The 19429-nt window shown below is 57.7% G+C and carries 17 protein-coding genes and 2 rRNA genes; 5 read left to right on the top strand and 14 right to left on the bottom strand.

Going from position 1 to position 19429, the window contains the following annotated elements; all coding sequences use genetic code 11:
- Positions 1-103: 103 nt before the first annotated feature.
- The 3 genes from proC to BW940_RS17870 are packed head-to-tail and all read left to right on the top strand — an operon-like array spanning position 104 to position 3039.
- A complete protein-coding gene (proC, locus tag BW940_RS17880; protein ID WP_076610562.1) occupies positions 104-877 on the top strand; it encodes a pyrroline-5-carboxylate reductase in 774 nt (257 codons plus the stop codon).
- The gene (gene proB, locus BW940_RS17875) at positions 870-1709 is read left to right on the top strand and encodes a glutamate 5-kinase (protein WP_076610561.1); all 840 of its coding nucleotides are present in this window, start codon (positions 870-872) and stop codon (positions 1707-1709) included. Before proC ends, proB begins: the two co-directional genes overlap by 8 nt.
- Positions 1702-3039 (top strand): glutamate-5-semialdehyde dehydrogenase, encoded by a 1338-nt coding sequence (locus BW940_RS17870; protein WP_076610560.1) that lies wholly within the window; start codon positions 1702-1704, stop codon positions 3037-3039. The genes proB and BW940_RS17870 overlap by 8 nt, the downstream gene beginning before the upstream one ends.
- Positions 3040-3683: 644 nt before the next feature.
- Here BW940_RS17870 and BW940_RS17865 read toward each other — a convergent pair.
- The 8 genes from BW940_RS17865 to BW940_RS17835 form a co-directional block, all read right to left on the bottom strand.
- The gene (locus BW940_RS17865) at positions 3684-4679 is read right to left on the bottom strand and encodes a cytochrome d ubiquinol oxidase subunit II (protein WP_076610559.1); all 996 of its coding nucleotides are present in this window, start codon (positions 4677-4679) and stop codon (positions 3684-3686) included.
- Positions 4672-6141, bottom strand: coding sequence for a cytochrome ubiquinol oxidase subunit I (locus BW940_RS17860; RefSeq protein WP_235847848.1), 1470 nt, complete (start codon positions 6139-6141; stop codon positions 4672-4674). Before BW940_RS17860 ends, BW940_RS17865 begins: the two co-directional genes overlap by 8 nt.
- Positions 6142-6334: 193 nt before the next feature.
- The gene (locus BW940_RS17855; protein ID WP_076610558.1) at positions 6335-7093 is read right to left on the bottom strand and encodes a helix-turn-helix domain-containing protein; all 759 of its coding nucleotides are present in this window, start codon (positions 7091-7093) and stop codon (positions 6335-6337) included.
- Positions 7094-7297: 204 nt separating this feature from the next.
- Positions 7298-8353, bottom strand: coding sequence for a sulfite exporter TauE/SafE family protein (locus BW940_RS17850; RefSeq protein WP_216819679.1), 1056 nt, complete (start codon positions 8351-8353; stop codon positions 7298-7300).
- A complete protein-coding gene (locus BW940_RS21885) occupies positions 8340-8501 on the bottom strand; it encodes a DUF7512 family protein (protein ID WP_173834913.1) in 162 nt (53 codons plus the stop codon). Before BW940_RS21885 ends, BW940_RS17850 begins: the two co-directional genes overlap by 14 nt.
- Positions 8502-8614: 113 nt before the next feature.
- Positions 8615-9790: an MBL fold metallo-hydrolase gene (locus BW940_RS17845; protein WP_076610557.1), complete on the bottom strand. Its 1176-nt coding sequence runs from the start codon at positions 9788-9790 to the stop codon at positions 8615-8617.
- Between the two features lie 427 nt (positions 9791-10217).
- A complete protein-coding gene (locus BW940_RS17840; protein WP_216819678.1) occupies positions 10218-10490 on the bottom strand; it encodes a hypothetical protein in 273 nt (90 codons plus the stop codon).
- Between the two features lie 132 nt (positions 10491-10622).
- Entirely contained in the window at positions 10623-11687 is a 1065-nt protein-coding gene (locus BW940_RS17835) for an NAD(P)/FAD-dependent oxidoreductase (RefSeq protein ID WP_076610555.1), read from the bottom strand.
- A 184-nt stretch (positions 11688-11871) separates the two neighbouring features.
- On the opposite strand from BW940_RS17835, the gene BW940_RS17830 reads away from it, so the two are divergent.
- Positions 11872-12180 carry a hypothetical protein gene (locus BW940_RS17830; protein WP_076610554.1) on the top strand — a complete coding sequence of 103 codons (309 nt, stop codon included), beginning with the start codon at positions 11872-11874 and terminating at the stop codon, positions 12178-12180.
- 256 nt (positions 12181-12436) lie between these two features.
- Here the strand turns inward: BW940_RS17830 and BW940_RS17825 are convergent, their stop codons facing one another.
- The 4 genes from BW940_RS17825 to BW940_RS17810 form a co-directional block, all read right to left on the bottom strand.
- Positions 12437-13111: a peroxiredoxin gene (locus BW940_RS17825; protein ID WP_076610553.1), complete on the bottom strand. Its 675-nt coding sequence runs from the start codon at positions 13109-13111 to the stop codon at positions 12437-12439.
- Positions 13112-13330: 219 nt separating this feature from the next.
- Positions 13331-14176 carry a helical membrane plugin domain-containing protein gene (locus BW940_RS17820; protein WP_076610552.1) on the bottom strand — a complete coding sequence of 282 codons (846 nt, stop codon included), beginning with the start codon at positions 14174-14176 and terminating at the stop codon, positions 13331-13333.
- Positions 14177-14179: 3 nt separating this feature from the next.
- Entirely contained in the window at positions 14180-15352 is a 1173-nt protein-coding gene (locus BW940_RS17815) for an NAD(P)/FAD-dependent oxidoreductase (RefSeq protein WP_076610551.1), read from the bottom strand.
- A gap of 206 nt (positions 15353-15558) precedes the next feature.
- A complete protein-coding gene (locus tag BW940_RS17810) occupies positions 15559-16662 on the bottom strand; it encodes a rhodanese-like domain-containing protein (RefSeq protein WP_076610550.1) in 1104 nt (367 codons plus the stop codon).
- Between the two features lie 732 nt (positions 16663-17394).
- Between BW940_RS17810 and BW940_RS17805 the strand changes: the two genes are divergently transcribed.
- Entirely contained in the window at positions 17395-18393 is a 999-nt protein-coding gene (locus BW940_RS17805) for a transposase (RefSeq protein WP_076610549.1), read from the top strand.
- A gap of 765 nt (positions 18394-19158) precedes the next feature.
- Here BW940_RS17805 and rrf (BW940_RS17800) read toward each other — a convergent pair.
- Together rrf (BW940_RS17800) and rrf (BW940_RS17795) are read right to left on the bottom strand one after the other, a co-directional pair.
- Positions 19159-19280: ribosomal RNA gene (rrf, locus tag BW940_RS17800) — 5S ribosomal RNA — on the bottom strand.
- Between the two features lie 60 nt (positions 19281-19340).
- Positions 19341-19429, bottom strand: a 5S ribosomal RNA gene (gene rrf, locus BW940_RS17795); the annotation flags it as partial.

The following is a 19429-nucleotide window of genomic DNA, read 5'->3' as shown; positions in this document are numbered from 1 at the left end:
TCGTCGAAACCGGCGATGTCCAACCGAGACTCATATTGGAGAAGAGCTACTGCGGAGCGAAACCAAAGTTGTATGTCTCTCTTGTCGCTTCCAATAGAATAGGATGACAGATGTGAGCGTCATCGGGTGCGGAAATATGGGAAGTGCCCTGATTACGGGGCTCTCGAAGGCTGGAAAGCACACGCTGACGGCGTGTGACCTGGACCCGGACGCACTCGAAGCAGTCGCGGAGTACAGTTCGACGACGTCGGATCCCGACGTGGCAGCGGAGTCGGACGTGGTGATCATCGCCGTAAAACCCGACATCGTCGGGAGCGTTATCGATGATCTCGACCTCTCAGCAGACCAGACGCTGGTCACGCTCGCTGCAGGAGTTTCGACGGACGCACTCGAGGACAGAACGGACGCGACGGTCGTTCGGATCATGCCGAACCTCGCGGCCGAAACGGCAAACATGGCAGCAGCGGTAACCCAGCATAGCGTTACCGACGACGTCAGGGAACTGCTCGACGACGTCGGCGAGTTCGTCGAGATTGACGAACAGCAGATGGACATCGCAACCGCCGTCAACGGAAGCGGTCCTGCGTTCGTGTTCTATCTCCTAAACGCGATGAAAGAGGCCGGCGTCAACGGCGGCCTCGACGAAGACGAGGCCCGAACGCTCGCCGCACAGACGTTCAAGGGAGCGGCCGAAACGGTACTTCAATCCGAGGAGAGCATCGAGGACCTGATCGATGCGGTCTGTTCACCTAAGGGAACGACCATCGAAGGGATGAACGTACTGTGGGACAGCGACGCCGATCAGGCGGTCATCGACGCCGTCGGTGCGGCCGAAAACCGATCCAGAGAGCTCGCGGACGAATTCGAGCATGAGTGACACGACTGAAATCGACGCGACGGAAGTCGAACGGGCGAGACAGTTCGCAGCCGACGCCGACCGTGTGATCATCAAAGCCGGGACCAACTCGCTGACGGACGAGGAGTCGAACCTCGACGACGAGAAGCTCGACAAGCTCGTCGACGATATCGCCGACCTCCTCGAGCAGGACAAAGACGTGATCCTCGTCTCCTCGGGCGCAGTCGGCGCTGGAAAGGGGCGAGTTGGGTACACCGGTGAGACCGTCGAGGAATCGCAGGCACTGTCGACCGTCGGTCAGAGCCATCTCATGCGACGGTATACGGAGAGTTTCGAGCGCTACGACGAGAAAGTCGCTCAGATCCTGTTGAGTCAGCACGACCTCGAGAATCCGGAGCGGTTCACCAACTTCGGTAACACCATCGAAACGCTACTGGAGTGGGACATCGTCCCGATCATCAACGAGAACGACGCCATCGCAACCGAGGAGATCCGCATCGGCGACAACGACATGCTTTCTTCCTCGGTCGCCATCGGCATCGACGGCGATCTGCTGGTCACGCTGACCGACGTCGGCGGCGTGTATACCGGCAATCCGAAAGAAGACCCCACCGCAGAGCGCATCGAGGCCGTCGGTCACAACTACGACGAGGTACAGGCGATCATCGACGAGAGTTCGTCGTCCGAGTTCGGCGGCATACAGACGAAAGTACAGGGCGCACGGGACGTCAGCGAGTACGGCATCCCGGCTATCATCGCCAAATCGACGGAAGACGACATCCTCGAAAAAATCGCTGCTGCCAAGCCTGTGGGCACACTATTCGTTCCCATAAACGGTGTCACCGATGACTGAGAAATCGACGGAAACCAAAGTCGACGAGGCACAGACCGCTGCCCTCGGACTCGCAAAGCGCTCCGACGACGAGCGCAGCGAGGGGCTTCGAGCGATCGCTGATGCGATCGACAACCGCCACGAGGAGATCCTCGAGGCCAACGAAAAAGACGTCACTGCGGGGGAGAAACTACTCGAGGAAGGCGAGTACAGCCAGGCGCTCGTCGATCGCCTCAAACTCTCCCCCTCGAAACTCGAGAGCATCAGCGAGATGGTCAGAAGCGTCGCAGCACAGGACGATCCGCTCGAGAAAACGCTGGCCTCGAGACGGCTCGACGACGATCTCGAGCTGTACAAGCTCGCAGTCCCGATCGGTGTCATCGGGACGGTCTTCGAGTCCAGACCCGACGCACTGGTCCAGATCGCTGCCCTCAGCCTCAAATCCGGCAATGCCGTGATCCTGAAAGGCGGTAGCGAGGCGAGCCACTCGAACCGGGTCCTCTACGATATCATCCGGGAGGCCACTGCCGAGTTGCCCGACGGCTGGGCACAGCTTATCGAGGCACGGGAAGACGTCGACGCCATGCTCGAAATGGACGATTCGATCGATCTCCTCATGCCGCGGGGCAGCTCCGAGTTCGTCAGCTACATCCAGGACAACACGAGCATTCCCGTCCTCGGCCACACAGAAGGCGTCTGTCACGTGTACGTCGACGAGGATGCCGACCTCGAGATGGCCACCGAGATCGCCTACGACGCGAAAGTCCAGTATCCAGCGGTCTGTAACGCCGTCGAGACACTGCTGGTCCACGAGGACGTCGCCGAGGAGTTCCTGCCCGAGATCGCAACGCGTTATGAGGAGGCAGGCGTCGAAATGCGGGGCGACGACACCGCACGCGCCATCGTCGAGATGAACGAAGCGACCGAAGACGACTGGGCATCCGAGTACGGCGACCTGATCCTCTCGATCAAGGTCGTCGACTCGCTCGAGGCCGCCATCGCTCACATCACCGAGTACAGTTCGAAGCACACGGAATCGATCGTGACCGACGACGCCGACCGAGCCAGTACATTCATGCGGAGTCTCGACTCGGCAAGCGTGTTCCACAACGCCTCGACGCGCTTTAGTGACGGCTACCGATTCGGTCTCGGCGCGGAAGTCGGCATCAGTACCGGGAAGATCCACGCCCGAGGACCGGTCGGTCTCGAGGGGCTAACGACCTACAAGTACCACCTCGAGGGCGACGGACAGCTCGTTGGGACGTACGCCGGCGAGGACGCAAAGCCGTTCCGCCACGAGGAGTTCGACGGAGAGTGGAACCCAGGCCGTCTCTCCACGGAGTCTGAGTAACGGAGAGCAATCTCGATTCGAGTCCCGGTCGTCATCGCGATCTCAGACGGACTGTTATTATAGTCCCAGAGCGACCGCGAACCCGCTGCAGATCCAAACAAATACAGAATTTATAGTATTCATATACTAATAGAGAATTACACATATTGGTGTAGTATAATTTTTGAGCAAGAACCACAGATAGAGAGATAAAAATAGCACACATATGCCTATAGAAGAGCTCTAAACGCAGTTTAGCAATCAGACGCCCGTATTGTGGGACCGAAACGAGTCGTCGATATCAAAAGCGTGTTCAAATCTGTAACTCCCGTAGACAACGTCTACTGCGTCTAAGTCTATCGAATAACAAGCTACCCTCGAGACAAGCGCTTTTGCTCTCGAGTCGGAGATAATATGTCGAGAAGAATAGGAGATCGGATATATATTTGTTTACGTACTATTCACGATCCCGACCCAGCTACAATCAAACACGGTGATCGAATCGCCGGACGGATCATCGGACGAGAGTCGGATTCGAAACACGGCCGTCACGACTCATACGGTCTGCTGGACCGAGTTACGGCCGATCACCAGAGACGGGGTCGGTGATCGGCGGTCAGTGACGACAGCAGTCCGTATCAAAGAGGAGCGAACTCGAGAGAGGGTCAGTGGTACCCGGTTTCGGGACTCGCTGGGCCGCCGAACAGCGTATAGAGGAACACGAAATAGGCACCGATGATCGGCAGGAACACGGCCGCAAAAACGGCCGTCAGATTGAGCGAGAGCGGTGAGACGACGGCATCGGTGATCGACAGGCCAGCCGCTGGATCGACGGCAGGATACAGCAGCGTGGCCACGAAGAGAACGAACGCGACTGCAAGCCCCGCCGCCGCGAGGAACGCCTCGCGGTCGCGTCCGCTGGCCGCGGCGATGGTGCTCAAAAGCGCGAAGACGAGCGTCGAGATGACGATCGCAGCGGTCGACAGCGACCAGATAACCGACTGGAACTCCGGATAGCGAACGAACAACAGCGCCGCCGTGAGCACGAATAGACCGACGTAGACGACCGTCGCCGCTCGCCCTCGACGAATGACTCGCTCGCGGAGCGTCCCACGGGTCTTGCCGGTGAGAAACGCCGCCCCGAGGACGACCGAGAGTGCGACGACGGTGACCCCGACGACGATCGGCCCCACAGCAAGCGCCGACGATTCGCCGAGCACCCAGCTCGCGACGAACGCGCCGAGCAACAACGGGGAAGCAGTGCTGCCGGCGACGAAACAGGCGTCCCAGAACCGGATCCACTGCTCGTCGTCGCGTTCCTCGCGGAGTTTCACGCCGAGCCCCCGGAGGCCCAGTGCCAGCAAGATCGCAAAGACCAGCATGTAGTGACGACTGAGGATGTTCGCGTACACCGCCGGAAAGCCGGCAAACAGCACGGTCCCGAAGAGGACGAGCCAGACTTCGTTCGCCTTCCAGAGCGGGCCAAAGGCGGCGAGCATAGTCTCCCGTTCGGTCTCGTCTGCCTCGGCGAACAGGATTCCGAGACCGAAGTCGAAGCCATCGAGCAGGAGATACACGCCAAGTGTGAGCATCACGAGCCCGAACCAGAGTTCGGGTAACGACTCGAGTACGTACGCCGAGTCCGAGAGGAGTTCAGTCATCCGCGATCACCCCCGGCGAGTCGGGTCGGTCGTCTTCCTCGATGCCGACCGTGTGTCGCTCGGCTTCCTCGTCGATGAGTCGCTTGAGGACATAGAGGAAGACCCCGAACAGCAGCACGTAGCCGACCACGAACGCGATCAGCGTGAAGGTCGCTTCCGCCGACGACAGCGGCGGCGAGACGCCGTCTGCGGTCGTAAGCACGTCCTGGATGATCCACGGCTGACGACCGATTTCGGTGACGTACCAGCCGGTGATCAGTGCGACGAACCCCAGCGGCGACGACAGCATCAGCGCCTGCAGGTAGCGTTCGTCATCGTAGAGACCGCCTTTCCAGAGGCGGTACGTGCCCCAGGCACCCAGTCCGATAAACCAGAAGCCGAGCCCGACCATGATCCGGAAGGACCAGAACACCCACGCCACGGGCGGTGATTCGTACTCGAAGTCGTTGAGGCCGGTCACCTCGGCGGTTGGATCACCCCCGCTAGCGAGGAACGACCCGAGTTGGGGAATGCTGATCGTATAGAGGTTGTCCGCCCGCGGATCGGTGATCGCATCGAGATCGGTCGGGATCGCGATGAGGTGGAGATCGGCCTCCCCCGTTTCATAGTGGGCTTCCATCGCGGCGAACTTGTGTGGCTGTGTCTCAGCGACATGGCGGCCGTACATATCACCGTGGATCGCCTGAAAGGCCGACGTCACCAGCAGGACGACGACGGCAGCACGGAGTGCGGTCCGCCAGACGTCGCTGTCGCGATTTTGCCAGACGAAGTAGGCGGCTATCCCTGCAATTACGAGCGTCACGGAGATGATCGCTGCGTTTTGCATGTGGACGTACATCCACGGAAATCGGGGATTGAAAAACGCCGCCGTCGGATCGGTGAGTTTCGCGATTGGCACACCGCCCTCCATCACGACTTCGTACCCGCGTGGCGTCTGCATCCAGGAGTTGACGACGAGGATCCAGAACGCGGACAGCCACGCACCGAGGGCGACAAAAACCGACGAGAGGGCGTACATCTTGCCCGAAACGCGCTCACGACCGAACAGCAACACGCCAAGCGCGACCGCCTCGAGCATGAACGCCATCTTCGCTTCGAACGAGAGCGGACCACCGATCATCTCGCCGGCGGCCGTCGAGAACGCGGCGAAGTTCGTCCCGAACATGAATCCCATCGGAATGCCGGTAACGGTCCCCATCACGAATCCAATGGCGAAGACTTTCGTCCAGAACTCGCGAAGCCGTGCGTATCGTTTCTCGCCGGTCCTGACCTCTTGGACAGTGACGTAGACGAGAAACGGCGCGAGTCCGACCGAGAGCGCCGCGAAGATGATGTGGATCGTAATCGTCCAGCCAAACTGGATGCGACTTGCCAGTTCGGGCGTCAGAAACGCCAGTGTCAGTACATCTCCCGCATACGCGGATGCGAGTGCCGGTATCGAAGGCTCCGAGGTAGGGAACATGCTGTCTACACCTGCTATCCGACGGTAGGGGTTACACATCAGTAAACTAGTCTTTGGCTATAGCCAAGATTCGATTGTTAAACCAAAACCACTGTACTAGATACTGTTCTGACAAAAACAGCTGCCGATGCTTCTCACCACTGCTCGGCCCACTGGCACGCAATCGTCCGACAGAAGGGGAGCGACGACGTCGTCAAGCCAAGGGACCGTCGCCGAACCGCTCGAGATGGCGCTTGACGAGCGTCGATTCGGCCATCCGAAGCCGGTAGGAAAGCGTCGATTCCGGGACGTCGAGGTCCGAGGCGAGTGCCTCGAGGGTGATCTCTCGGGGCCGCTCGTAGTACCCGCGCGAGGCCGCCGCTTCGAGCGCCTCTCGCTGTGAGCCCGACAGGCCGACGTCGACGATGCCGTCGCCGTGCCACTCCGTCGCCGTTCCGAGATGGCCCATCTCGAGCGTTACGTCTTCCCCGAGGATGCCGTGAAGACGATCGTAGAGCGTGCTCACGGCCTCGTCGGATCGCATGAGCAGTCGCCACCACACCGTCTCGCCGCAATGTCGACTCTCACAGATCGTACCGCAGTTCAAGTTCGTCGTCAAAAGCGCTTCGACGGACGGGCACGACTGGACGTCTTCAGCGTACACGTAGATCAGTCGACGCCTCGGGGAACACTCGAGACGATACCACGACCGCTGTCCCCCACAGGCCTCGGGATCGACCGCACGCGGACAGTAGTCGTGGTCCTCGAGCGCCGTCTGGAGGGAGTCAGCCGCGTCCGGATCGCCAGTGAGCTGGACGAGTCGCGTGTACGAGCCGTTTCCGAGGACGATGTCGATCGTCGATAGCTCGAGTGTCTCATGCTGGCACAAGATCGTCGTGATTCGATCACCGTCGGGATCGTGCTCGAGGCGGAACGTGAGTTCGCGAAGTCGATCGGCCGGCACTGCGCTCATGGTCCCAAAGCCGGTCGCAGATGTCCGTTCATAAACTGGCAGTGGCGTGTGTCTCTCGAGTCTCGGTTCGGTCTCGTCGCTCCCATCACGAGTGTGGCTAGGGACCCACGGGGCCTAAACCAGTCGGACGCAACGATTTTCGGCGTGTGATCGCCGGCGGAACCGGCGACAGAAAATATTGCCTCAACCTCGCCGCTCGAGCCGTCAGTCCGCTACCGACGGCTGCTGACGGCGGGTTTCGCGAAGCGACTGCAGACTGGTGTAGACGACCGCGGATGCGACGATCAGCGCCGCACCGAGGACCAACACCAGTCCGACGGTCTCGAGGAGTTCGTTCCCGAGATAGCTTCCGACCTCGCCGATGCCGACCGCGACGGAACCGGCGAGCAACATCCCGCCGAAGTAGACTTTGATGCCGTCGGCATCGACGACGGCGGTCGCAGCCGAGCCGATCCGGGCCCCAAGTGCACTCCCGAACAACAGCGGGACGACGATACCGAGGTCGACGCCGCCACCCTGTCCGTAGAGGTAACTCCCGATCGCCCCCGAGAAGACGATCTCGAAGAGGTCAGTACCGACGGCGACGGGAACCGGTGCGCCGATGGCATAGATCATTGCTGGCATCCGGATGAAGCCGCCGCCAACGCCGAGAAAGCCCGACAACAGGCCGGTCGAGAAGGCGACGGCCGTGATCACCCACGCTGACACGCGGACGTCGCCGCGGAGCGTGACCATCGGCGGAATACGGACGGTCTGCTGGATGGTCTGTGCGATTTCAGGAATCTCGTAGTCGCTGAGATCCTTGTCGGCGGCGTCGTGGTCGACCCCACCGCCACCATCGCCGTTCAGCGCGTCCCGTGTGACGAGGAAACCGATCGCGCCCAGCAACAGGACATACACGACGCTGATGATCCCGCCTGCCAACCCGAGTTCCTCGAGATAGAAGACGGCCGCACGACCGACCTCAATGCCGATGGTCGTCCCGGCGATCATGATACCCCCGAGTTTGTAGTCAACCTGGCCGAGGTCGTGGTGTTTCATCGTCGCGATGACGGCCGTCCCGAAGACGAACGCCATCCCGCTGCCAACCGCGACCCGGGCTGGATACCCCATCATCAGCAACGCTGGCGTAACCAGGAACGACCCGCCCATGCCGAAGAACCCGAACAGGATGCCGACGAGAAGCCCGAAACCGACGAACAGGGCCAGAAGCTCCGGCGAGCCGCCTATCGTGCCGAGGACGGAGTCAAGCAGTATCATCACCCCCGACGAAGGCGTCAATCAGGTGCGAGCCGACGAGGCGTTCGAGGCCCCCGTACCCGACGTACAGGACGATCGCCTCGAACAAGACGACCCCGATAACGAGTGCCGCCTGTGGATCCCAGCTCGGTACTTCTAGTCCTGCCATAGTTCGTTGCTGTTCGGTGAACGTTCAGTAGTTCGTGAAGACATATCTACTCGTGTAATCAGGTCCGTCGGCCGTCTACGCAGATCGTGTTCATCGCGGTGTGAGGTCGCTGCTCAGTCGTCGGCAACGGCACTATCCTCGGTCGCCGCACAGCGGTTGGGGCCGAGTTCGAGTTCGTTGCGCTCGTCCTCGCCATCGGGTTCGTAGACGCCGAGGTTCGTCTCGATAACCTTCTCGTAGTTCGGCGGCTTGGACGGCAGGTTATCGAACATGTGCTCGACGAACTCGTCTTCCTCGAGCTGGATAATCTCGTTTTTCGCCCAGATCTCACCGACAGTCGAAAACATCGGCATACCGGGCTCAACATCGATGTACTCGCCGCAGTTGGTCAGCGAGAAGTGCCCGGGAAGGATCTTGACATGGTCGGGCATCGTGGCGATTTTGTGCTGGAGCGTCTCGTACTGAACACGAGCGCCACCCTTTGCGTCCTCACCGGCAAACTGCAGTTCAGTTCGGCCGATCGACTCGACGAACAGCGTGTCGCCGGTCAGCAGCGCCTCGCCGTCGACGAGATAAGAGGTCATGCCGGTCGTGTGACCCGGCGTATGAACGGCCTTGACGGGAATGTCGCCGACCATGACCGTCTCGTTTGGTTCGAGACCATCGAACTCGAACTGCGGGTCACGTGTGTTTGCGGGTTCGCCGAGATGGTACGGGACACCGTACTTGTCGGCGAGGTCGCGGCCCGCGGAGATGTGATCAGCGTGGATGTGCGTATCGAAGACGCGATCGATCTCGTAGCCGCGATTGGCAGCAGCCTGCTCGAAGGCAGCAGTCGCACGAGTGACGTCGACCAGTGCCGCCTTCCCGGTTCGTTTCGAGCCGATGAGGTAGCCGAGACATCCCTTCGCGCGTCGCTGGAGTTGCAAGAGTTCGAGGTCCTCACGCTCGGTTGCGATCGGAACGACGTCGTAGACCAGACTCCAGTCTTCCATCCCGCCATCAACGTATGCGACGTTTTCGAAGCCTTCGACCTCCTCTAAGTACGCAGCGAACTTCCCGGCAGAACGACCGGTCGCACACGTGACGACGACTTCGTCGTCGGTCTCGTACTCGCTGGGATCGAACTCGCCAACGAGTTCGTCGTCAGATCCGGAGTACTCGATGTTTTCCGCTTCCGAAATGCGCCAGTCCTCGTAATCGTCCGGTGCTCGCGTGTCGAAGAGCACGTCTAGCGTTCCCGCTTCGATTCGGTCCCGAAGATCCGCTGCCGAAATCGTCTCAACCATACGGGAGAGCCTTTGAGAGGGCTGATATTAAGGGTTCGAGCAGGCAGAATAATTGTCCCCTTCGAGGCGAACCGACAGTCTACCGGAAAGAATCTACAGAAAAACAGGCTAAGTGCCTCGGGATCGTTCGAGAGAGCTTGAGTGGTCTGCATCACTGCTGAATCGTGGCTACGCCGGTACGCTATTCGAATCCGGCGACTCAAGCGAACGCTTCTGGAACGAGTATTCAAACCAAACCCGATCACTCTCGCTCTCTCGTGATGACGAGACGCTTACGGCGCCTCGAACCACTTGACCCCGAGACGGGTCACAGAAATTGCCCAGAGCACTGCACACCGACTTCCCTGACAGTCCAAGAGACCGTACCCAATTATCTCGATCGGTACAACACCGCGACAAGATCGATACCGGGAGAAACCATGCGGTATTACTGCAAAATTTTCACAGAAACCAAAACAGTCGGGATGATGATCGGAATCGTCAGGATTGCACCACTGATGACGACAAAGGGCGCAACCTCGTGAACAGGATAGGCGAGATAATCAACCGTCACCCAGTTGACAACGTTGGCAGTCACAGAGTACGCGACGGCCGAAAGCAACAGGATAACACTGAACGATCCCAGTACGACGCCGACGACACGACGGGCGGATCCAGAGACGGCTTTTGTCTCAGTTTTGACACTCATATCGTTCTTCATAAACCGGTAATATCCTAATGGGGATAAATGACTCGCATTCATATCTGGCGAGAGACAGCAGGCTGGACGTCAGCGCTGGCGCGGCCGTGGAACTGACACAGTCGAACCGAGAACTCGAGACAGCAGTCCGGCTCAGTCGTCGGAGGCGACTGGCGACTGCCCGTCAGGACCACCAGCGTGGCCCTCGTGATCGACAGCAGTCGACTCGAGTTCCGACGAGATTGCGGGGACGTCCGCAGCCGTCACCTCACCCTCCGACTCGAGTTCCTCGAGCGAGCGCGGGAACCTCCGTAGGTCTTTGTTGATGGCGATCCCCGCGTTCGCTCCCTCGCCCATCGCGACCGGGATCTGCTTGTGCCCGGGGGTGAGATCGCCGACCGCGTACACTCCTTCGACGGAGGTCTGGCCGTGGTCGTCGACAGCAACGGTACCGTCGTCGTTTCGCTCGAGATCAAGCGCGTCGACAATATCGTCGTGGTAGTCGGACCCGTACATCGGGAAGCCGCCGGTGTAGGAGCGAGTCTGTCCGTCATCGAACTCGAAGGACTCGAGCCAGCCGTTCTCGCCTTTGTTCATCCCGACAAGCTCTGCGGTGACGATGTCGACGGGATGGGCCTCGAGCATCGTCGCCGTCTCGTCACTCCAGGACGGCTCCTCGCCGCGGGTAAGCAGATCCACATCATCGGTGTAGTTCAGCATGATCATCGCGACGTATGCAGCGGCTTCGCCAGTCCCCATTACGTAGACAGGTTCGTCGACGAACATATAAGAATCACAGTGGAGACAGTAGTGCAACCCTCTGCCGGTCGGCGGGAGCGGTGGCTCCGGGCGGTTGTCGGTAAAGCCCATCGCGAGGACGACACGGCAGACATCGTAGCTCTCGTCGCCCATCGAGACACGGTAGCCGTCGTCCACGTCGTTGCCGAGTGGCGTGACGTCCTCGACGAGGTCGCGCTGGTACTCCGCGCCGTAGCCCTGAATCTGCTCTCGAGCGGTCTGCAACAGTTCGTTGCCCGACGTCCCCTCGCCGATCCCGATGACGTTGTGCGTTTCACGCATCATCGCTGCGCGACCGCCGCCACGATCGATGACGATCGTATCGAGCCCCAATCTCGTCGTATAGAGCGCACTCGTCAGCCCGGCCGGCCCGCCGCCGACGACCGCAACGTCATAGTCGAATCCGTTGTCCGTGTACATTCGTACATAGAGGGTGTCGTTCGGTAAATAAAAATGTGTCCTCAGCGGGCGTTTCGATGCCTGAAAGCGCTGTCCTCAAGAGCACAAAACCGAGAGGGTGTCACCGGTCTCGAACGCGCTGACGTATCCATCACCGCGAGAACCGTCGAAAGCATATAAGTATCTTGGCCGCCGAGAAACGAGCATGACGGACGATTCCGACGACGAGAGTTCCCTCTCGCTCCCTGAGCGGATCAATCGGCTGGCAGCCGACGGTGACGAGAACGACGAGACGATCAAACAGTTCGCACTCAAGGTCGTTCAGACACACCACGATCGGATCAACGAACTCTACTACGAGGATGGACTCTCGGATGCCGAGGCAGAAGCCCTCGCGCTGGACGAAGCCGGCGTCACCCCGGCTGGAACCACCCTGATTATGACGGTAACGGGACGGAGTAACGACGACATAGAGACCGCTATCGCGTCTGTCCAAGAACAGACGGCAGTCTGATCCTCGATTCGGCAGCAAAAACGGGTCGTACGGAACTCGGATCGATTTCGTCGACGCAACGAACAGCCCACGGCATCCACACAAACGGACGGCGCTGATGGGTGTGGATACGCCGTCCGCGACATGCCTGCTGACACTACTCGAGTCCGCCCTTCGAGTGCTCAAGTAGAGGAAATCAGTCACACGGAAAGGTGGTGGGGCCCAGCTGACAGGGATCACCCTCACGAACTGCGTGTGACGTATCGCAGTCGGGTGTCTAGATGTCTTTCAGGGTGAACCACCAATCGTATGACTCGTACCCCTCCTGGGCGGCTTCGGCCGTTCGCGCTTTCGCCTCGTCGACGGTTCCCGGCGGCGAGAGGAGTGCCTTGTCGCCGAAGTTGTCGTTCGCTGGCCAGTTCGCCGGCAGCGCGACGTTTTCCTCATCGGAGGTCTGGAGCGCCTCGAGCGAGCGAAGAACTTCGTCGATATTGCGACCGATCTCTTTTGGATAATAGAGGACCTGTCGGGTGACTCCCTCGGGGTCGACGATGAAGACTGCACGGACCGTCGAGGTCCCCTGACCGGGATGGACCATGCCGAGCGCGTCGGCGACGTCGCCGCTCTCGTCGGCGATAATCGGGAAGCCGATATCCTCATCGAGTTCCTCGTTGATCCATTCGGTCCACTTGATGTGGGAGTGAACGCGGTCGATCGAAAGGCCGATCAGTTCAGCGTTGAGTTCCTCGAACTCCTCACGGCGCTGCTCGAAACCGACGAACTCAGTCGTACAGACCGGCGTAAAGTCGCCAGGGTGGCTAAAGAGGACGAACCACTGACCCTCGTAGTCGTCAGGGATCGTCTTGGGTCCGTGCGTCGTCGCTACCTCGAGATCGGGGAACCGGTCCCCGATGAGTGGGAATCCACTTGCGTCACTTTCGTCTTCGGACATTACATCTGGGGTTAGGAACCTCGCAACCATAATCCCTTTTCAAAAAGATATTTTTTCGTATTCCGAATAGAATACCGGAAGATCGCGAAATAATTGCCCTACTCCGTTATAGTGACATACCAGAGACTCCCACACACGCTACGGCCGGCGACGAAAAGAGAGGTGGCCTAATCGATCGGGTTCGAGGAGCGTAGGATAGGTCATTCGACCCGAAGCCGGTCACTTCGACTTCGAGGCACCCATGCGTCGGAGGAACTCGATGAGCACACCGAGTCCCTGTTTGACATCGTCATCACGAAGCGCACCGAGCATTCCGAGCACACCGACTTTCTCCGGTGGCTCCTCTTCGGTGAATGCACCAAGCCCCGACTCGACGGTGTCGATGAGTTCCTGATCACCAAGTTTGGAGCCAAGCACGAGCATGTTACCGAGGTTCTGTCCGAGCTGGTGTGGCTCGAGGTTGGCCTCGGAGTACGTGCTACAGAAGCCGGCGACCATCATCCGCAGCTCCGCGATCGGCTTTCGGTTCTCGCGAGCGACGTTGACAGCCTCCGGAATCAGATTCTCTGCGAGATCGTACGTTACATCGAGCAACTCGAGCAGTTCGATGATCGTGTCGGTATTCTCACCGAGCCGCTCGAGCAAGACGAGCGTCTCCTCGCGCTCTACGGCGACCCGCAGTCGAGCGATCGTCTCGCGGTTCTCGCGAACGATCGTCTGCAGTTCCGGGACCAGATCACTCACGAGGTCGTCTGCAACCTCGAGCTTTTCGAGGAGTTCGACGAGCATATCGGCGTTCTCACCGACACGCTGGATGAGAACGAGCGTGTCCTCGCTCTCCAAGGCCATACGCAACTCCGCGATCGGCTCCCGAGAGTCGTGTGCGGCCTCACGCAGTTCGGGTGCGAGATCCTCGGAAAGCTCCTGGACGACGACGAGAAGTTCGAGCAGTTCGGCGAGCTCCTCGTCGTGTTCCTCGAGCGTCCGAGCGAGTTCGTTTATTTCGGCAGACTCGAAGGCAGTCCCATCGAAGTCGCCGTCGACCGGTTGATCTTTCTGTGCCATTGTTTACGGAAGTGGGTCGTAGCCTTTCATCCAGGCGTCCCAGTAGACGGATGGAAGGACGTTAACGTCCATGATCCAGTTCATCTTGCTCTCGACAGGTGCGGAGATGGCACCATCGTAGTCGAACTCGGCGACCATTGCCTTCCCTTTCTCAGTGAGCAACGGACAGGCCGCGTAGCCGTCGTACTCGGCACGCATAGGCTTATCCTGGACCAGTGACGTCAGGTTCTTGCCGACAATATGAGCCTGTTTGCGAGCTGCTGCGGCCGTCTTGGAGTGGGGTGCGTTCTCACAGTCGCCAAGCGCGAAGACGTTGTCATACCCATCGTGCTGGCAGGTGTGTTTATCGATCGTGACGTACTCGCCGTCCTCGGAGCCCTCGGTCAGCGGCGAGTTCTCGGTAATTGGCTTCTGACCGAACTGCGGTGTGACCGGTGCGTAGAGATCGTATTCGATCTCTTCACCGTCCGCGCCGTAGACGACGCCCGCGTCGGGATCGACCTCTTCGACCGAGAAGTTCTCCTTGAACTCAATGTCGCGGTCGTTCCAGATTTCGTAGAGTTTGTCACGGTACGGCTGGACACCAAAGTGGTGTTCGGCATTTCGCGTCATGATGACCTCGACGTCGTCGCGAATGCCCTGTCGCCGGAAGTAGTCTTCCGCGAGCATCGTCATCTTCAACGGCGCACCAGGACACTTGATCGGCGTGTCGGGTTGCGTAACGAGGAACGTCCCCCCGTCGAAGTTCTCGAGGGCTTCGCGCATCTCGAGGGCAGCCTCGTAGTGGTAGAACGGATAGACATCGTCGTGGTCCTCCCACGCTTCAGTCAATCCAGGCATCGCGCTCGGATCGAGTCGATGGCCGGTCGCAACCACGAGGTAGTCGTACTCGAGGTCGTCGCCGTCCTCGAGTGCAACTGCCTGGGCATCAGGGTCGACACCCGTCACAGCGTCGTGGACGAACTCGACACCCGGCTTAAGAAGGTCATTGATATCCCGTGACTGATCGGGCTCGAGATATCCAAACGGCACCAGATAAAACGAGGGCTGGTAGAAGTGGTCAGTACTCTTGTCGACAACAGTGATTTCCGCTTCGTCCCCATCCAGTTTGCGCCGAAGGATGTTCGCCGTCATGGCTCCGCCAGAGCCGGCACCCAGTATCGCTATTCTCGTCATGTACAGTCGAATATTGTAGTCTGATCCATCTAAACACACGTCTTTCAGAAACAATTGTGTGGGAAAGATCGCCACAACGACGATACGGAAAATATTGCTTGGTCCATTCGTTATCGACAGTGCAGTCGCTTGAAATCTATCGATCGCCCAAGAATCCATCAGCCGTCCCAGGTCACCAACTGGCCTGCGTTCCGTTTCTAGCCCGGCTACGTCTCTTCTACGTCGGATTCGACCGGCGCATTAATCAGGTTCCCCCACTCGATCCAGGAGCCATCATAGTTGGAAACAGTCTGGTACTCGAGCAGTTCTGAGAGGACGAACCAGACGATTGACGAGCGTTCCCCGACATGGCAGTAGACAATTGTCTCCGTCTCGGGGGAACTGTCGTGACTGCGAAACAGTTGTTCCAGCTCCGATTGATCCTTGAACTCTCCGTTTTCGTCGATCACTTCCGACCACGTGATATGAATCGTGCCCGGGATGTGACCTGCAGTGCGAGCCTCAGGCAAATCCTTGTTCGGTGGCTGTGTTAGATCGCCGTGATACTCCGGTGAGGATCGAACGTCGACGATAGTGACATCCTGTGCAAGCGCCGCTTCGATATCGGTTCGATAGGCGCGAATCCGCTCATCGGGTGCGTGTGCACTGTACTCCTGTGGAGTGACCTCAGGGCGGTCAGTCGTTGTCGGATATCCGAGCGCTTCCCACCGCTGCTTTCCACCGTCAAGAAGTCGAACATCAGTGTGACGATAGTACTTGAACAGCCAGTAGAGATACGCCGCGTACTGATTGTGATGCGTGCTATAAATTACGACTGTACTCTCTTTCGAGATTCCACGAGCTCCCACGTACTCCTCGAAACATCGCTTGTCCGCGATTCCACAGCCGTTGACGTCAACAAGGTCACCGAGAACGTCGACCTGAACTGCTCCCGGAATGTGCCCCGGATCGTACTCGTCATCTGCCTCAACGAGTCGAAGCCCCGGATCGTCTTGTTCGAACTCTAAGAGCCGCTCTTCGACCCACTCAGGTGAGACAATAACTGTAGATCCCGCGTCACTCTGGTCCCCGCAAGAACCAGTAGCAAGTTTGTAACACGTCTGTCTCCCATCATGGAGAGCAGGTGACGAATCGATGAGACCAGCTTCGTCGAGTTGATCCAGCCCGTATCGCGCCGTCCGTGAGGAAAGCATCGTCTCCTCGGTTAGCCCCTTGAGTGTCATTGGGCCGCTGTCTTCGAGTGTTTTATAAATGAACTTCGAACTCGGCGGCAAATCCTCGAGTACGGCTTTAGTCTGGTTATCCGCCATAGCTGGTCTACAGCCAAGTAGTGCGTCAGGATATACAGTTCTTTCGTCACTGCTCAGGTCCCTGACTACGACGATAGTTACAATCTTCGATTATATCAACTCGACCAGTGGCTACACGTATAGTAACAATTAAAACAGATTACACCCCATACACAGGGTCGTCGTGCGATTGGGTGTACATTGAGAATCAGTAGCTACGATAGTTGCGAAAATATTGCTGCATCACTTACATCCGTACTACTGTAACTCAATGACAATACCCTCAATAATCACATCTTCTTCACCTACTTTCAATTACCAGGAAAACAGCTCTGGGAATATCAATCAGCGACTCCGTCGAATTGATTAGGGATCATCGCTCTCAACAGAAACACGAGACGAATATCCGGAAGTGAAGTTTCGTAATCAAAGACATTCCGTCTGCGGCCTATGAAGCTGCCAGTCTTGCAGCATAGCGAGATTTCGAAGTGGCTGGAACATCGGACTCCAAAGTGATCTACACTGCTGATGTTCTCTCAAAATTAGTCATTCGAATAATAAACCAGTATACTAATTTCGGTACCAAGGTAATACGCAGATGCCGTTCGACGTATTCACCTCTTATGAACAGTAGTACAGGGAGCTACCTGTAAAGTTGGCAACGATTTTTCGTCAAAACAGTTCAGGTTCAAAAACGTTAGTGGGGGCGGTGGTGCAGAAGGCTTCACAAGGAAGTGGTAGGACGAATTTGATGTGTCCAGCAACAAAGCCGTCCTACCGGATAATAATACGGTCGCACAGGTTTTCAAAGCTCTGGAAACAGAGACGACAGCACTTTTCGAAAACCTTGACCTCGCGTTTTTGACAGACTATCCCGTGTTCGCCCCCGATTCAAGGGGGCGAACACGGGTTCATGAGCCACCCGAACTTCTGAAAGGCATTCTCCACTGTTTCTACGACGAGATCTACGGCCCTCGTCCAATGGCACGAGAGCTTCGGAACGAGGATGTCTGGCGACAGTGTGGCTTCGAGCGCCCGCCGTCCCGGCGGACGCTCTCGCGGTTCATCGCTGACTTCGAACACGTCGCAGAAGAGGTTTTCATTAAGTTAGTCCATGAGCTTGCCGAGCAGGTCCCGCTCGGCAAGTTCTTCCGAATGGACAAAACAGACATTCCTGTCGATCAGCGTGATGAGGACGCTCAGTGGAACTACGATCACGCTGAAGACGACTTCTACTACGGCTACGGCTGCTGTATCGTGACCGCAGCGAACAACATTCCTGTCGCAGCAGCGTTCACACCAGCCAAGAAAGTCGATCAGGAGACGGCGATGCGCGTCACACACGACGCGCTCGCCGTCGAATCGCCACGCTGGATGATCGGTGACTCGGAGTTTGACATGCTTGAGTGGCACGACCACCTGCTGGCGCAGGCGGTCGTGCCGATTGCCCCGTATAACCCACGAAACACGGCTGATCCGCTTGATATCGACTACCGCGTCGAAGATCGTATCAAAGAGCACAGCGACACGGCTCGTCTTCGGCAGGAACAACTTGACAAGACGTATTCAAACCGCTCACAGGTAGAAACAGCGATTGGTGTCTGCAAGGATCTCGGCCTCGGGACCCCGAGGGTCCGAGGCCGAGTAAGGGTCAAATCACACGTTTTCATCGCTCTCTGCCTTCGTCTGGCTGTTGCACTCGCCAATCATAACCACGGAAACAATGTCGCTAGCCCCAATATCATGCTGTGAGATCTATTCTTCCCCACCGCCCGTTAGTGGGATCTATCGATACTGTCTCTTGCATATATGTTTAATTTATGTTATTTTTAGTGAAAGGTTGTCGAAACTACCATTTTGTGGCCAGTAGATTCACAACATGAAATGGTTTGAAAATAAGGAGGGGTAGTTCTATATCACTCTAAATATATGTTGGACAGCATTACGGTTTCCATATCGAAATCAGAGCCTTTGTGATGAAGTAGAATTCGAAAATTGTTTGTTCCTCGATGAGAAATGCAGTATCTTCGAAGTCATATTTTCAGACCACTCTTGCAGAAGGAGTTTTATGAGAATAGAGATAGTCGGCAAAAATAACGGCAAGTGTGGTACTCTGTTCATTTTAGGATCGAAGCGAAATACAGCTGATCGTGCTGACTATCGATTTGAAGCGAACTCTCATCAACTACAATGTAATTCGGTGAACCCTCGTCGACGGACTGTAAATCGTAGTTGTCTACCAGTCGTGAACTGCTTTTTGAGAAAGTTAATACCGGACTTTTCAAATTCTCAAATTATATAGAAGAGCGATAGATCAGCAAGCCAAATCAAACACCGAGCATCATTAGCTGACGCAGTATCCGTTCTCGGTTCATAATATCCAAATCGATTCAGTCGCTATAACCACTGAAGCGAGTGATTTCTGCGATCGAAGCCGATCACACTTGACCGACTCATCACACAACAAAAATCCGTAGACAGCCGCTGCTATGGCTCGCTGCGAGTAGTAAGTATGAGTGGAAGCGGCGAAACGAGTTTCCCAGAGGGTCGCCCACTCCAGTACTCACCGTAACGCAGACGGGCTTATCTTCCGTGTTCGGGATGGGTACGGGAGGAACCCCGCCGCTATGGCCGCTGTAATGCCGACCGGCGGAATCGAACCGCCGTCAGACCACTGTCGGTCGCTGCTACGATATGAATGGAGGCGGCGAAACGAGTTTCCCAGAGGGTCGCCCACTCCAGTACTCACCGTAACGCAGGCGAGCTTATCTTCCGTGTTCGGGATGGG

Origin of the sequence: Natronorubrum thiooxidans (assembly GCF_900156475.1) — an archaeon.
GTDB lineage: Archaea > Halobacteriota > Halobacteria > Halobacteriales > Natrialbaceae > Natronorubrum > Natronorubrum thiooxidans.
The sequence above is the reverse complement of the archived record's forward strand: the minus strand, read 5'-3'. Positions and strand labels throughout refer to the sequence as shown.

Excerpts from the sequence above, each read along its gene's own strand:
- proC (WP_076610562.1), top strand. The coding sequence starts at position 104 with ATGACAGATGTGAGCGTCATCGGGTGCGGAAATATGGGAAGTGCCCTG.
- proB (WP_076610561.1), top strand. The coding sequence starts at position 870 with ATGAGTGACACGACTGAAATCGACGCGACGGAAGTCGAACGGGCGAGA.
- BW940_RS17870 (WP_076610560.1), top strand. The coding sequence starts at position 1,702 with ATGACTGAGAAATCGACGGAAACCAAAGTCGACGAGGCACAGACCGCT.
- BW940_RS17865 (WP_076610559.1), bottom strand. The coding sequence starts at position 4,679 with ATGACTGAACTCCTCTCGGACTCGGCGTACGTACTCGAGTCGTTACCC.
- BW940_RS17860 (WP_235847848.1), bottom strand. The coding sequence starts at position 6,141 with ATGTTCCCTACCTCGGAGCCTTCGATACCGGCACTCGCATCCGCGTAT.
- BW940_RS17855 (WP_076610558.1), bottom strand. The coding sequence starts at position 7,093 with ATGAGCGCAGTGCCGGCCGATCGACTTCGCGAACTCACGTTCCGCCTC.
- BW940_RS17850 (WP_216819679.1), bottom strand. The coding sequence starts at position 8,353 with ATGATACTGCTTGACTCCGTCCTCGGCACGATAGGCGGCTCGCCGGAG.
- BW940_RS21885 (WP_173834913.1), bottom strand. The coding sequence starts at position 8,501 with ATGGCAGGACTAGAAGTACCGAGCTGGGATCCACAGGCGGCACTCGTT.
- BW940_RS17845 (WP_076610557.1), bottom strand. The coding sequence starts at position 9,790 with ATGGTTGAGACGATTTCGGCAGCGGATCTTCGGGACCGAATCGAAGCG.
- BW940_RS17840 (WP_216819678.1), bottom strand. The coding sequence starts at position 10,490 with ATGAAGAACGATATGAGTGTCAAAACTGAGACAAAAGCCGTCTCTGGA.
- BW940_RS17835 (WP_076610555.1), bottom strand. The coding sequence starts at position 11,687 with ATGTACACGGACAACGGATTCGACTATGACGTTGCGGTCGTCGGCGGC.
- BW940_RS17830 (WP_076610554.1), top strand. The coding sequence starts at position 11,872 with ATGACGGACGATTCCGACGACGAGAGTTCCCTCTCGCTCCCTGAGCGG.
- BW940_RS17825 (WP_076610553.1), bottom strand. The coding sequence starts at position 13,111 with ATGTCCGAAGACGAAAGTGACGCAAGTGGATTCCCACTCATCGGGGAC.
- BW940_RS17820 (WP_076610552.1), bottom strand. The coding sequence starts at position 14,176 with ATGGCACAGAAAGATCAACCGGTCGACGGCGACTTCGATGGGACTGCC.
- BW940_RS17815 (WP_076610551.1), bottom strand. The coding sequence starts at position 15,352 with ATGACGAGAATAGCGATACTGGGTGCCGGCTCTGGCGGAGCCATGACG.
- BW940_RS17810 (WP_076610550.1), bottom strand. The coding sequence starts at position 16,662 with ATGGCGGATAACCAGACTAAAGCCGTACTCGAGGATTTGCCGCCGAGT.